General features: G+C 66.8%; 8 protein-coding genes. 1 reads left to right on the plus strand and 7 read right to left on the minus strand.

Translation table 11 applies throughout. The features are described 5' to 3' along the window. Positions 1-64: 64 nt before the first annotated feature. From ABZ396_RS37480 to ngcE, 7 genes are all read right to left on the minus strand, one after another. Positions 65-1,330: a sugar ABC transporter permease gene (locus tag ABZ396_RS37480; protein WP_358924712.1), complete on the minus strand. Its 1,266-nt coding sequence runs from the start codon at positions 1,328-1,330 to the stop codon at positions 65-67. Between the two features lie 89 nt (positions 1,331-1,419). Beyond that, positions 1,420-2,211: an ATP-binding cassette domain-containing protein gene (locus tag ABZ396_RS37485; protein WP_358924693.1), complete on the minus strand. Its 792-nt coding sequence runs from the start codon at positions 2,209-2,211 to the stop codon at positions 1,420-1,422. A gap of 331 nt (positions 2,212-2,542) precedes the next feature. Beyond that, positions 2,543-3,634, minus strand: coding sequence for a substrate-binding domain-containing protein (locus ABZ396_RS37490; RefSeq protein ID WP_359186848.1), 1,092 nt, complete (start codon positions 3,632-3,634; stop codon positions 2,543-2,545). Positions 3,635-3,767: 133 nt separating this feature from the next. Further along, positions 3,768-4,967 (minus strand): ROK family transcriptional regulator, encoded by a 1,200-nt coding sequence (locus ABZ396_RS37495; protein ID WP_358924695.1) that lies wholly within the window; start codon positions 4,965-4,967, stop codon positions 3,768-3,770. A gap of 315 nt (positions 4,968-5,282) precedes the next feature. After that, complete coding sequence (locus ABZ396_RS37500; RefSeq protein WP_358924696.1) at positions 5,283-6,185, minus strand: carbohydrate ABC transporter permease; 903 nt, start codon at positions 6,183-6,185, stop codon at positions 5,283-5,285. A 4-nt stretch (positions 6,186-6,189) separates the two neighbouring features. Next, the gene (locus ABZ396_RS37505) at positions 6,190-7,116 is read right to left on the minus strand and encodes a sugar ABC transporter permease (protein WP_358924697.1); all 927 of its coding nucleotides are present in this window, start codon (positions 7,114-7,116) and stop codon (positions 6,190-6,192) included. 28 nt (positions 7,117-7,144) lie between these two features. Beyond that, positions 7,145-8,596 (minus strand): N-acetylglucosamine/diacetylchitobiose ABC transporter substrate-binding protein, encoded by a 1,452-nt coding sequence (gene ngcE, locus ABZ396_RS37510; protein ID WP_358924698.1) that lies wholly within the window; start codon positions 8,594-8,596, stop codon positions 7,145-7,147. A gap of 423 nt (positions 8,597-9,019) precedes the next feature. Here ngcE and ABZ396_RS37515 point away from each other — a divergent pair, with 423 nt between their 5' ends. After that, the gene (locus ABZ396_RS37515) at positions 9,020-12,763 is read left to right on the plus strand and encodes a GH92 family glycosyl hydrolase (RefSeq protein WP_358924699.1); all 3,744 of its coding nucleotides are present in this window, start codon (positions 9,020-9,022) and stop codon (positions 12,761-12,763) included. The last annotated feature ends 59 nt before the right edge of the window (positions 12,764-12,822 follow it).

The raw sequence follows: 12,822 nt of genomic DNA on the forward strand, positions 1-12,822 counted from the left end.
CGAGTGGGCGCGATCAGCCATGACGGCAAGTCAGCAGCAATCCCACCGCACCCCCGGCGGCGCGCTAGCCGCGCCCCGCCGCCTTCTGGCTCCGCCGGGACACGGAGTCGATGACGACGGCACCCAGCAGCACACCACCCGTGATCATGTACTGGATGGACGTGTTCATGTTCAGCAGGTCCAGGCCGGTCTGGATGGACTGGATGACCAGCATGCCCAGCAGCGCCGACCACACCGAACCCCGCCCGCCGAACAGCGACGTACCACCGATGACGGCCGCCGCGATGGCGAGCATCAGGGTGTTGCCGCCGCCCGCGTTCAGCGTCGCGCTGGCCGTCTGACCGGCGAAGAACATACCGCCGATCGCCGCGAAGCCACCGGAGATCGCGAACACGGTGATCCGGACCATCGGCACGCTGATACCCGCACGGCGGGCCGCCTCGATGCCGCCGCCGACCGCGAAGACCTTGCGGCCGTAGGTCGTACGACGGAGCACGAAGTCGACGATCACCAGCGACGCGAGGAAGATCACCAGCGCGTTGGAGACACCGGCCGCGTTGTTCAGCACCGCCGCCGCCACGAAGGACGCGATGGCCAGCAGGACGACCCGCATCAGGATCTCGCTGGTCGGGCGGAACGGCACGCCCGCCGCACGGCGCCGGCGCTGCTCGTTGAACTGGCCCAGGGCCGAGAGCACCACACCGAGGCCGGCCAGCACGTAGGCGCCGATGATGGCCTGGTCCATGAAGAAGGAGCTCTGGCCGAGGATGTGCACCGGCCCGCTGTCGGCCGGGATGTTGATCGTGCCGCTGTCGCCCAGCAGCCACAGCATCAGACCGTTCCAGCCGAGGAAGCCGGCCAGGGTGACCACGAACGCTGGTACGCCGATCTTCGCGAAGAACCAGCCGTGCAGCGCGCCGACGCCGATGCCCGTGATGATCGTGAGGATCAGGGCCAGCCAGCCGTTCATTCCGTGGTTGACCACGAAGACGGCGAACACGGTGGAGGCGAGGCCGCTCACCGAGCCGACGGACAGGTCGATCTCGCCCAGCAGCAGCACGAACACCAGGCCGATGGCGAGCATGCCGGTGGCCGAGAGGAAGTAGCTGATGTTGGAGAGGTTGTCCGCGCTGAGGAACAGGCTGTTCTTCGCCTGGAAGATGGTCCAGATGATGATCAGGCCGATGACCACCGGCAGCGAGCCCAGCTCGCCGCCCTTCACCCGGCGCTTGAACTCCGTGAGGTAGCCCTTGAAGCCCTCCTCACGCACCAGCAGCCGCGGGTCGACGACCGTGACCGGCGCGGCCGTGGGGTCGTCGGCGGGGGCCACCGTCGTGGTGGCCGCGGCGGCCTCGGCGGCCGCGGTCTTCTCGGTCTTGGGCGACTCGTCGCCCTGGACGGTCTTGTCGGTCGTCTCGCTCACTTTGCCGCCTCCGTGGTGCGACGCTCCGCACGACGGGTCACGGCGTTCTCCGTGGCACCCGTGATCGCGGCGATGATCTCTTCGTGGCTGGTGCTCTTCACAGGGAAGAAGCCGTTGTTCCTGCCCAGGCGCAGCACGGCGACGCTGTCCGCGACCGCCTTCACGTCGGCCATGTTGTGGCTGATCAGGATGACGGCGAGGTTGCGCTCGCGAAGCCGCTCGACCAGGTCGAGGACCTGCGCGGTCTGCTCGACACCGAGCGCGGCGGTGGGCTCGTCGAGGATGACGACCTTGGGGTCGCCGATCAGGGCGCGGGCGATGGCCACGACCTGACGCTGACCGCCGGAGAGGCTGGCGATCGGGATGCGCACGCTCGGGATGCGGATGGAGAGCGTGCTCAGCAGTTCGCGGGACTGCTTCTCCATCGTCACCTCGTCGAGGACGCCACGGTGCAGCAGCTCACGACCGAGGAAGAGGTTGCCGACCACGTCGAGGTTGTCGCAGAGGGCGAGGTCCTGGTAGACCGTCGCCACGCCGAGGCCCTGGGCGTCGTGCGGCTTGTTGATGCTGACCGGATTGCCGTCCCACTCGATGACACCCTCATCGATGGGGTGCACACCCGCGATCGTCTTGACCAGGGTCGACTTTCCTGCGCCGTTGTCGCCCACCAGGGCGACCACTTCTCCGGCGTGGACCTCCAGATCGACATCGGTGAGTGCCTGGACCGCACCGAATCGCTTGGAGACTCCGCGCAACGCCAGCACGGGCGTAGCGGACACGTGAACCATCTCCTTCGCCGCCTGACCGGCGGGGATGCCGCGCTTGGTGATCAGGCGCGGAGGGCCGTGCGGTACCTCAGGTTGGTCGGTGTACGCACGTGGTTTACAAGATGAACATGCGCGAATCCGCTGCGCTTGGCAACGGGTCCGTCCGACGCCCGCTCCGGCAGCGGGGTATGAAGGCCGGAGCGGGCGTCGGAGGGGTTTCGCGAGACCGCCGGGCGGACGGGGCGCCTTGTGGAAGGGCCGGGTGCGTCGGGCGGCCGGGGCCCGGATGTCGTACTGCGATCACCCGGGCGCTGATGGCCGGAGCCGGAAGGCTCCAGGTCACCGGTCTGGACTACTGCAGGCCCGCGGCCTTGCAGGCCTTGGCGAACTCGGCGGTGCAGATGTCACCAGCGGTGTACAGGCCTTCCTTGATGACCGTGTCCTTGATGTTGGCCTTGGTGACCGACACCGGGGTCAGCAGCTGCGAGGGCACCTTGTCGCCGGAGCCGCTGGTCTGCGTGGCGGTGGCCAGGGACTTGATGTCCTTGCCCTCGAGCAGGTCGACGGCCATCTGCGCGGCGGTCTCACCCTCCGCCTTGTAGTTCTTGAAGATCGTGGCGGACTGGGTGCCGGCGAGGATGCGCTGGATGCCCGCGAGCTCCGCGTCCTGACCGGTCAGCGGGATGCCGGTGATGCCGGCGCCCTTGAGGGTGGTGGCGATACCACCGGCCATGCCGTCGTTGGCGGCGTAGACACCCGCGATGTTCTTGGCACCGAGCTGGGTGATGGCCGCCTTCATCTTCTGCGCGGCGATGGTGTCCTTCCACAGGCCGGACTGCTCATAGGCGATGTCGACCTTGCCGTCGAGGGCCTTGTGCGCGCCCTCCTTGAACTGACCGGCGTTCGGGTCCGCGTCGTCACCGTTGATCATGACGACCTTGGACTTGGTGGTCGCCTTGGAGCCGAGGGCGGAGACCAGGGCCTCGCCCTGGAGCTGACCGATCTTGACGTTGTCGAAGGACACGAAGGCGCTGACCGGGCCCTGGGCGAGACGGTCGTACGCGACGACCTTGACGCCCTTGGCCACCGCGGCCTGGATGGAGGACTTGATCGCGGCGGAGTCCTGGGAGGAGATCACGATGACCTTCACCCCCTTGGTCACCATGCTGCTGACTTGCTGCGCCTGCTTGGCGGCATCGCCCGCGGCGTTCGCGTACTCGAGCTTGCACTCGGAGCACAGCGCCTTGACCTTGGCGTCGAAGTACGGCTTGTCGAACTTCTCGTACCGCGCGGTGACGCTGTCGGGAAGCAGCAGGCCGATGGACTTGTCGCCCGAGGAGCTGCTGCTGCCGGAGTCGCTCTTCTTGCTGTCGCCGGCCTTGCCACAGGCGGCGAGCGACAGCGCCATGGAAACCGCGGCGGTGCCGATCACGACTCTACGCATCGTTGCGTTCATTGGGGGTGCCTCCCTGACAGGGCCGCAACGCTGCGGCCGAGGTGGCTGGAAGTCAACTCGGCCGTGACAGCGACGTCAAGAAGTAAATACTTAACGAGATGGCAACGGCGCCATTCGTTCTCTAAGTGAAGACAGGCGCAACGGCAGGCAACGTGCCGTCCAAAAGGGTTGAATCGCCCATCTCGCTGAGCGCGAGAGCGAGCGCGCCGAGCACCTCCGCACGGCCGCCAAGTGCCCCGGGAAGGACGGAGAGTTGGCGCGCGGCACTGGGGATCGCATAGCGCCCCACGGACTCTCTGATCGGCGCCAGGACCAGCTCTCCGGCCTCGGCGAGGTCGCCGCCGAGGACCACCCGGCTCGGGTTCAGCAGGTTGCAGAGATTGGCCACCCCGCTGCCGACGTGACGGCCGACGTCGGAGATCACCCGCCGGCAGCCCGGGTCGCCGTCCCGGGCCAACCGCACGACGCCTTCCATGGTCAGGTCGGTGCCGTGGCTGGGCTGGAGCAGCGGCAGCACATAGCGGGCCGCCGCGAAGGTCTCCAGGCAGCCGCGGTTGCCGCAGCGGCAGACCGGGCCGGATTCATCAAGTGTGATGTGCCCGATTTCGCCTGCTGTGCCGCCGGGGCCTCGGTAGATCTTCCCGTTGATCACCAGACCGGCGCCGACACCGCTCGCGACCTTGATGTAGGCGAGATCGCGGACGCCCTTGCCGCTGCCCCAGACCAGTTCGCCGAGGGCGCCGAGGTTGGCGTCGTTGTCCACGTGCACGGGGACGCCGAGGCGCAGTCTGAGCTCCTCGGCGGGTCTCGCCCCGATCCAGCCGGGCAGGATGGCGCTGGAGCCGAGAGTGCCCGACTCGACGTCGATCGGGCCGGGGACGCCGACGCCCACGCCGGCGATCTTCGAGCGGTCCACGCCGGTCGCCGCGATCAGGCGGTTGACCAGCTCCTCCGCGCGGTCGAAGCCCTGAGTGGAGGACGAGTCCACGTCCAGGGGCTCGGACTCCTCGGCCAGCACCTGATGGGCGAGGTTCCCGATCGCGACGCGCAGATGGGTGTGGCCGAAGTCGACCCCTATGACGATGCCGGCGTCACCGCTGAGACTCACGCTGCGGGCCCTGCGGCCGCCCGCCGAGGTGGGCGTGACCTCGACGGTTCCGCCGTCCTTGAGCTCGCGCACGATGTTGGAGACCGTCGCCGCCGACAGGCCGGTCGTGCGCGCGATCTCCGCCTGCGTGAGCGATCCGGCCAGTCGTACGGCCCGTACGACACGTTCCAGGTTGGCTCGGTGCAGCGACGACTGCGACCCCGGAGTCTCCATCGACCCATCCACTCCCGCCATCGGAGGCGGCCACGATGCCGCCAACGTGACCCAAGTCACATCACTGGGACCGGGTCACTTACAAGTTATGAACTCCAAGCTCTGCTGAACGGGTTACCGCCGTCAAGTCCTTGACAGAAATCATTGGCGGTTCGGTGGTTTCCCGACGGACACGCGTTGGACATGTCTAGGCCACTGATGAGCAGGTCGGAGAGGGTGCGGGAGGGGTGGGTCAGCGGGTCGAGACGCAGGTGCGGGCCGGTGGGAGTGGAGCGCGCGGTTCGCCGCGCCCCTTTGGTTTGGCAAACGCGGCGCCTACTTCAAGGCGCCGGCCGTCAAGCCCGCCACCACCTGGCGCTGGAAGATGATGTAGGCCGCCAGAACCGGGAGCATCGCCATCACCAGGCCGGCGAACAGACCCGACCAGTCACCCTTGTAGCCCTGGCTCACCGCCAGCTGGACCAGGCCCTGGGTGAGGACGTGCTTGTCGGGGTCCGTGTTGAGGACCGTCGGGAGCATGTACTGGTTCCACTGGCCCAGGAAGTTGAAGATCCCCACGCTGATCAGGCCGGGCTTGGCCATCGGCAACATGATCTGGAAGAACGTGCGGGTGTGGGAGGCGCCGTCGACGAAGGCGGCTTCGGCCACCGATGTGGGCAGGGTGCGGAAGAACGCCGTGAGGAAGAAGACCGTGAACGGCAGCGAGTACGCGATGTAGACCAGGATCAGGCCGTGGATCGTGTTCAGCAGGCCCATGTTGTTCACGACGTAGAACAGCGGGACCAGTGCGAGCATGATCGGGAAGCTCATGCCGCCGATGAAGAGGAAGTAGATGAAGCGGTTGCCCGGGAAGTGGAAGCGGGCCAGGACGTAGGCCGCCATCGAGCCCAGCACCAAGGTGCCGATGAGCGAACCGCCCACCACCAGGACGGTGTTCAGGAAGTAGCCGCTCATGTTGGCGTCGGTCCACGCCCGCGACCAGTTGTCGAAGTGCAGCGTGTCCGGCAGCGCCCAGGGCGAGCTGAAGATGGACCTGTCGTCCTTGAAGGACGTCATCACCGCCCACAGCAGCGGCATGACCACCATGACCGCCCAGAGGATCAGCACGCCGTGGGAGAAGACGTTGAGGATCCCGCCCTCGCGCTTGCGCCGGGGCGGCTTCGGCACGGGGGCGGTCTCGGCCTTGGTGACGGTGGTGTCGGTCTCGGTCGTCGTCATCGCTTCAGTACTCCAGCCGCTCGCGACGGCCCAGCCGCATCACGATCGCCGCGAAGGCGAGCGTGACGATCAGCAGGGCGACGCCGATGGTGGTGGCGTAGGCGGCCTGACCGTCCCGGAACGCCTTCTGGTACACGTACAGGACCATCACGGTCGTCGAGTAGTCGGGCCCGCCCGGTCCGGTCGTCATGATCTGTACGACCGCGAACGACTCGGCGCCCAGCGCGAGAATGCCCATATAGACCCAGCCGGACTGCACGGTGTCCCACAGCAGCGGCAGGGTGAGGCGGAAGAAGGTCGTCGCGCGGCCGGCGCCGTCGAGCAGGGCGGCCTCGTAGAGATCCGTGGGGATGGACGCCATGCCCGCCGAGAAGAGGACCACGAAGAAGCCGACCGTGGACCAGACCAGTACGGCCATCACGCACCACAGGCCCAGGTTCGGATCGCCCAGCCACAGCGGCTGGATATTGTCCAGACCAATTCCGCGCAGCAGTGAATTGATCGCGCCGCTGTCCGGGTTGTACGCGAAGGCGAACAGCAGCGAGACGATCGCGATCGACAGTACCTGCGGGAAGAAATAGACGATCTTGTAGAAGGAAGAGCCCCGGACACCGGAGACGACCGGGCCGCCCTTCCTTCTGGAACCGCCAACATTGATCATGAAGGCGAAGAACAGCGCCAGGCTGATCGTCACCAGCGGCAGCACGACCGCGAACATCAAGCTGTGCTGCAAGGACTTCCAGAAGATGTCGTCATGGAGCATCCTCTTGTAATTGTCCAGGCCGACCATCTTGAATTCGGGGCTCAGGCCGGTCCAGTCCGTGAACGAGTAGTAGATGGACTGGATGAACGGCCAGACCACGAAGAGCGCGTACAGTCCCAGGGGCAACGTCAGAAACCCCACAATGAACCGGTACTTGCCGTGCTGCATCGCCACTCCGGTGCCGTGAGGTGTGTCGTTACTGGTGCTTGTAGTGCTTGATCGAGCTGTCCTTGGCGGCCTCGTCGGCAAAGCCCTGGATCTTCTTGATGGCCTCCGCCGGGGTCAGTCGGCCGGCCATCATCTCGCCGAGGCCGGCCACCCCGATCTTCTCCTTCTGGAGCTGCACATACCAGTCCTGGAGCCGCGGGTTGACCACGTTCGACCCGGCCAGCTTCAGGGCGGCGACACCGGAGGTGAGGCCCGGGGTGAGGGTGATGCCGTCGGTGCCGCCGTTGTACGCGGTCAGCGACTTCACCTTCGACGTGAAGTTCTTGGAGGACGCCTCGCTGAGCATGATGCGCAGCTGCTCCATGCCGCCCTCGGCGTTCTGGGCCTTGGCGGGGACGACGAACGGCTCGCCGCCGGAGGCCCAGATGGTGCCGAACGGCATCTTGTCACTCTTGTCGATGCCGGTGGGCGCGGAGACGGCGAGGTTGAAGTCGGAGGGGATGACGTTCGCCGACTCGTTCTCCACCCAGGAGCCGTTCGGGATGAAGAGGGCCTTGCCCTGGGCCCAGGCGGTCTGCGACTGGATGTGGTCCAGGCCGGGGGTGCCCTTGAGGATGTAGCCCTTCCTGTAGAGCTCGTAGTAGGCCTCGAAACACGCCTTGACGGCCGGGTGCTTCCAGGCGTTCGGCTCCAGGTTGTCGATCGCGTTCAGGACTTCGACGCCGCCGACCTTGCCGATCATCGGATACAGCGAGAAGGGGACGTAGTACGGGTACTTGCCCGCGTACGTCCAGCCGGCCATGCCCTTCTTCTTGGCCTTCTCGCAGACGGCGATCATCTGGTCCCAGGTCTGCGGGTACTCCGCGCCGAGCGAGTCCAGGGCCTTCTGCGAGTACCAGACGCCGTACACCGTGTAGGCGTAGTACATGATCCAGACCGGGTTGCCGTCGAACTGGCCCATCTCGACGATGCCGGGGCGCAGTGTGTCGCGGACCTTCTTGTTCGGGTCGTCGTACGACGGCGCGTCGAGGAGCGGAGTGAGATCGGCCAACTGGTTCTTGCCGACGAGCACGCCCATGTCCATCTGCTCGGCACCGGAGTTGTCGATGAGGTCCGGCGGGGTGCCCTGGTTGAAGCGGGGCTGCAGGGTGGACTGGATCTTCTGGGTGGCGGAGAACTTGACCTTGGCCTTCGGGAAGTCCTTCTCGTAGACCTTCACCGCGTCCTCGGCGTACTCCTTGCCGAAACCGCCGTCGAAGAGGACGAATTCCATCTGGGCGGTCTCGTTGGCACCGAGCGGGTTCTTGGCCGTCTTCTTGCCTGTCTTGGCCTTGCTCTGGCTGTCGCCGCCGCTGCTGGCGCAGGCGGAGAGAAATCCGACGGTGGGGACCGAAATCAGGCCGAGTGCGGCAGACCGCTTGATCAGATCACGGCGGCCGACGCCCTCGGAACCATGGTTGTCTGCGGAAGTGGATCCCATGCTCAAGTCCTCGCCTTCTCCAGGACTCAGGCGGTGAACCGGATCCTCCCGGCACCGCGGTCGGGTAGTGCTGGGTGGTGCAGGAAGTCACGCAGGAAACGCCGACAGGTATAGTCCACTTCCCGCCGACGGGGCAAGATCGAATGCAAAGTTGGCCAAGGGTCTTTTCCTAGTCGAGACCTGTCGGAAATATGAGCGACCGCGGTACGCCCTGCCGGAAAAACACTCGACCCAGACCCCTGAATGCCGCATCCAACACCCTTGACATCACGGGCCACTTGACCACCTACTGGTTCCTGCGCCACGCAGCTGACAACGTTGTCTCATGTGGCAGGGAGGGTACCCGTTGTGATGCAGCGGAGAACGCAGCGAAGAACAGGACACAGATCTGGTACGGCGGTCGTGATCACGGCCGCCGTAGTCATGACCCTTGGCTCCCAGGGAGCCGCGGTCGCCCTGCCGGCCAAGGCGCCGGCCGCGCCGACGCAGTTCGCCTCCTCGTTCGAGTCTGGCGAACCGTCACCGGACTGGACCAACACGGTCGACACGGACCCCGGTGGCGCCCCGCGCGCCTCCGGCGTCGACGGCGGCTACAGCACCGGCATCCCCGGCAATGTCACCGATCATGTGACCGACATGCGGGCCGGCGGCGAGAACACCGGGGCGGGCGAGGTCAAGGAGAACCTCGTCGACGGCGAGCCGGGCACCAAGTGGCTCACCTTCGAGCCCACCGGCTGGGTGGAGTTCGACTTCGACAAGCCCATCAAGCTGGTGACGTACGCCCTCACCTCGGCCAACGACTACGCCGAGCGCGACCCCAAGGACTGGACTCTCCAGGGCTCGACGGACGGCAAGGACTGGAAGACCGTCGACACCCGCACGGACGAGAGCTTCACCGAACGGTTCCAGACCAGGTCGTACGACCTGTCCGCAGCCGCCGAGTACCAGCACTTCCGGCTCGACGTCACGAAGAACAACGGCGCCTCGGACGTCCTGCAGATCGCCGACGTCCAGTTCTCCACAGGCGGCAGCGGCGGTCCGGTGCCCCAGGACATGCTCTCGCTGGTCGACAAGGGCCCGAGCGGCTCACCGACCGCGAAGGCGCGGGCCGGCTTCACCGGGACCCACGCGCTGCGTTACGCGGGCCGGCACACGGCGGCCGGGCAGGCGTACTCGTACAACAAGGTCTTCGACGTGAACGTCAAGGTCGGCCGCGACACGCAGTTGTCGTACCGGATCTTCCCCTCGATGGCAGACGGCGACCTCGACTACGACGCCACCAACGTCTCCGTGGACCTGGCCTTCACCGACGGCACGTATCTCAGCGGCCTCGGAGCGGTGGACCAGCACGGGTTCGCGCTGTCACCGCGCGGTCAGGGCGCGTCGAAGGCGCTGTACATCAACCAGTGGAACGACGTCTCGTCGGTGATCGGTTCGGTAGCGGCCGGCAGGACCGTCGACCGGATCCTGGTGGGCTACGACTCCCCCGCGGGCCCGGCCAAGTTCCGGGGCTGGATCGATGACCTGAACATCAAGAGGGCAGCCCCCGAGAAGCCCAAGGCGCATCTGTCCGACTATGCGCTGACCACCCGGGGAACCAACTCCAGCGGCAGCTTCTCGCGCGGCAACAACTTCCCCGCGACGGCCCTGCCGCACGGCTTCAACTTCTGGACGCCGGTGACCAACGCGTCCTCGCTGAGCTGGCTGTACGAATACGCACGCGCGAACAACGACGACAATCTGCCGACAGTCCAGGCGTTCAGCGCCAGCCATGAGCCCAGCCCCTGGATGGGCGACCGGCAGACCTTCCAGCTGATGCCGTCCATCGCCGCCGGCACCCCGGACACCGGCCGCGCGGCGCGCGGGCTGGCCTTCCGGCACGAGAACGAGACCGCGCGGCCGTACTACTACGGGGTCCGCTTCGAGAACGGGCTGAAGGCAGAGATAACACCGACCGATCACGCGGCCGCGCTGCGCTTCACCTACCCGGGCGACGACGCGAGCGTGATCTTCGACAATGTGACCGAGCAGGCGGGCCTGACCCTCGACAAGGAGCACGGGATCGTCACCGGCTACTCCGACGTCAAGTCCGGCCTGTCGACCGGCGCCACCCGCCTCTTCGTCTACGGCGTCTTCGACAAGCCGGTGACGGGCGGCGACTCCAGCGGGGTCAAGGGCTATCTGCGCTTCGACACGGGCGCCGACCACACCGTCACCCTGCGCCTGGCCACCTCCCTGATCAGCGTCGACCAGGCGAAGGACAACCTGGGCCAGGAGATCCCGGAAGGCACCTCCTTCGCCACGGTGAAGGCACATGCCCAGAAGGTCTGGGACAAGCTGCTCGGCAAGGTGGAGGTGGAGGGCGCCACGGCGGACCAGCTGACCACCCTCTACTCCAGCATGTACCGGCTGTACCTGTACCCCAACTCCGGGTTCGAGAAAGTCGGTTCGACGTACAAGTACGCCTCGCCCTTCTCGCCGATGACGAGCCAGGACACCCCGACGCACACCGGCGCGAAGATCGTGGACGGAAAGGTGTACGTCAACAACGGCTTCTGGGACACCTATCGCACGACCTGGCCGGCGTACTCACTGCTGACACCCAGTCAGGCGGGCGAGATGGTCGACGGGTTCGTGCAGCAGTACAAGGACGGCGGCTGGACCTCGCGCTGGTCCTCCCCCGGCTACGCCGACCTGATGACCGGCACCTCCTCGGACGTGGCGTTCGCCGACGCGTACGTCAAGGGCGTGAACTTCGACGCGAAGGCGGCGTACGACGCGGCGCTGAAGAACGCGACGGTCGTCCCGCCCTCCTCCGGCGTGGGCCGCAAGGGCATGTCGACCTCCCCCTTCCTCGGCTACACCAGCGACGACACCCGCGAGGGCCTGTCGTGGGCGATGGAGGGGTACGTCAATGACTACGGCATCGCCGAGATGGGCCTCGCCCTGTACAGGAAGACCGGCGAGAAGCACTACAAGGAGGAGTCGGACTACTTCCTCAACCGCGCCCAGGACTATGTGAACCTCTTCGACTCCAAGGCCGGCTTCTTCCAGGGCAAGGACGCCCAGGGCAACTGGCGGGTGAACTCGTCCTCGTACGACCCGCGGGTATGGGGTTACGACTACACCGAGACCAACGGCTGGGGCTACGCCTTCACGGCACCGCAGGACAGCCGGGGCCTCGCCAACCTGTACGGCGGCCGGGCCGGGCTCGGGGACAAGCTGGACGAGTACTTCGCGACACCCGAGACGGCCTCCACCGACTTCGTCGGCTCGTACGGCGGGGTGATCCACGAGATGACCGAGGCCCGGGACGTCCGGATGGGCATGTACGGCCACTCCAACCAGGTCGCCCACCATGTCCTCTACATGTACGACGCGGCGGGCGAGCCCTGGAAGACGCAGGCCTCCGTCCGCGAGGCGCTCTCCCGGCTCTACGTCGGCAGCGAGATCGGCCAGGGCTACCACGGCGACGAGGACAACGGCGAGCAGTCGGCCTGGTACCTCTTCTCGGCCCTCGGCTTCTACCCGCTGGTGATGGGCAGCGGCGACTACTCGATCGGCTCCCCCCTGTTCAAGAAGGCCACGGTCCACCTGGAGAACGGCCGGGACCTGGTGGTCCGGGCGCCGCGGAACAGCGCGACGAACGTCTTCGTGCAGGGCGTGCGGGTCAACGGCCGTATCTGGACGTCGACTTCGCTCCCCCACTCGCTGATCTCCAAGGGCGGGATCATCGACTTCTCGATGGGCCCGAAGCCGTCGGCGTGGGGCACGGGCAAGGACGCCGGGCCGGTCGCGATCGCCAAGGGCGACGAGGTTCCGACCCCGCGCGCGGACGTCCTTAAGGGTGACGGCTCCCTGTTCGACAACACGTCGGCGACGGAGCAGGCGGTGACGTCGGTGGACCTGCCGGTGACCCGGTCGGCCAAGGGGGTGCAGTACACGCTCACCTCACCGGCGGACCACACCAGGGCTCCGACGGGCTGGACCCTCCAGGCCTCGACGGACGGCACCGACTGGCGCACCGTGGACCGGCGTTCGGGCGAATCCTTCGCCTGGGACCTGCAGACACGGGCGTTCACGGTCCGCACGCCCGGGACGTACACGCACTACCGGCTGGTCCTGGACGGCGCACCGACGCTGGCGGAGGTGGAGTTGCTGGCCTGAGACAGCGGCATGGAAGGGGGGCGGGCCCGGTCGGGTCCGCCCCCTTTCGTTTCCCTGTT

This window comes from Streptomyces sp. NPDC005866 (assembly GCF_040629895.1).
In the GTDB taxonomy this organism is placed as follows: domain Bacteria; phylum Actinomycetota; class Actinomycetes; order Streptomycetales; family Streptomycetaceae; genus Streptomyces.

Excerpts from the sequence above, each read along its gene's own strand:
- ABZ396_RS37485 (WP_358924693.1), bottom strand. The coding sequence starts at position 2,211 with ATGGTTCACGTGTCCGCTACGCCCGTGCTGGCGTTGCGCGGAGTCTCC.
- ABZ396_RS37490 (WP_359186848.1), bottom strand. The coding sequence starts at position 3,634 with ATGCGTAGAGTCGTGATCGGCACCGCCGCGGTTTCCATGGCGCTGTCG.
- ABZ396_RS37495 (WP_358924695.1), bottom strand. The coding sequence starts at position 4,967 with ATGGAGACTCCGGGGTCGCAGTCGTCGCTGCACCGAGCCAACCTGGAA.
- ABZ396_RS37500 (WP_358924696.1), bottom strand. The coding sequence starts at position 6,185 with ATGACGACGACCGAGACCGACACCACCGTCACCAAGGCCGAGACCGCC.
- ABZ396_RS37505 (WP_358924697.1), bottom strand. The coding sequence starts at position 7,116 with ATGCAGCACGGCAAGTACCGGTTCATTGTGGGGTTTCTGACGTTGCCC.
- ngcE (WP_358924698.1), bottom strand. The coding sequence starts at position 8,596 with ATGGGATCCACTTCCGCAGACAACCATGGTTCCGAGGGCGTCGGCCGC.
- ABZ396_RS37515 (WP_358924699.1), top strand. The coding sequence starts at position 9,020 with ATGACCCTTGGCTCCCAGGGAGCCGCGGTCGCCCTGCCGGCCAAGGCG.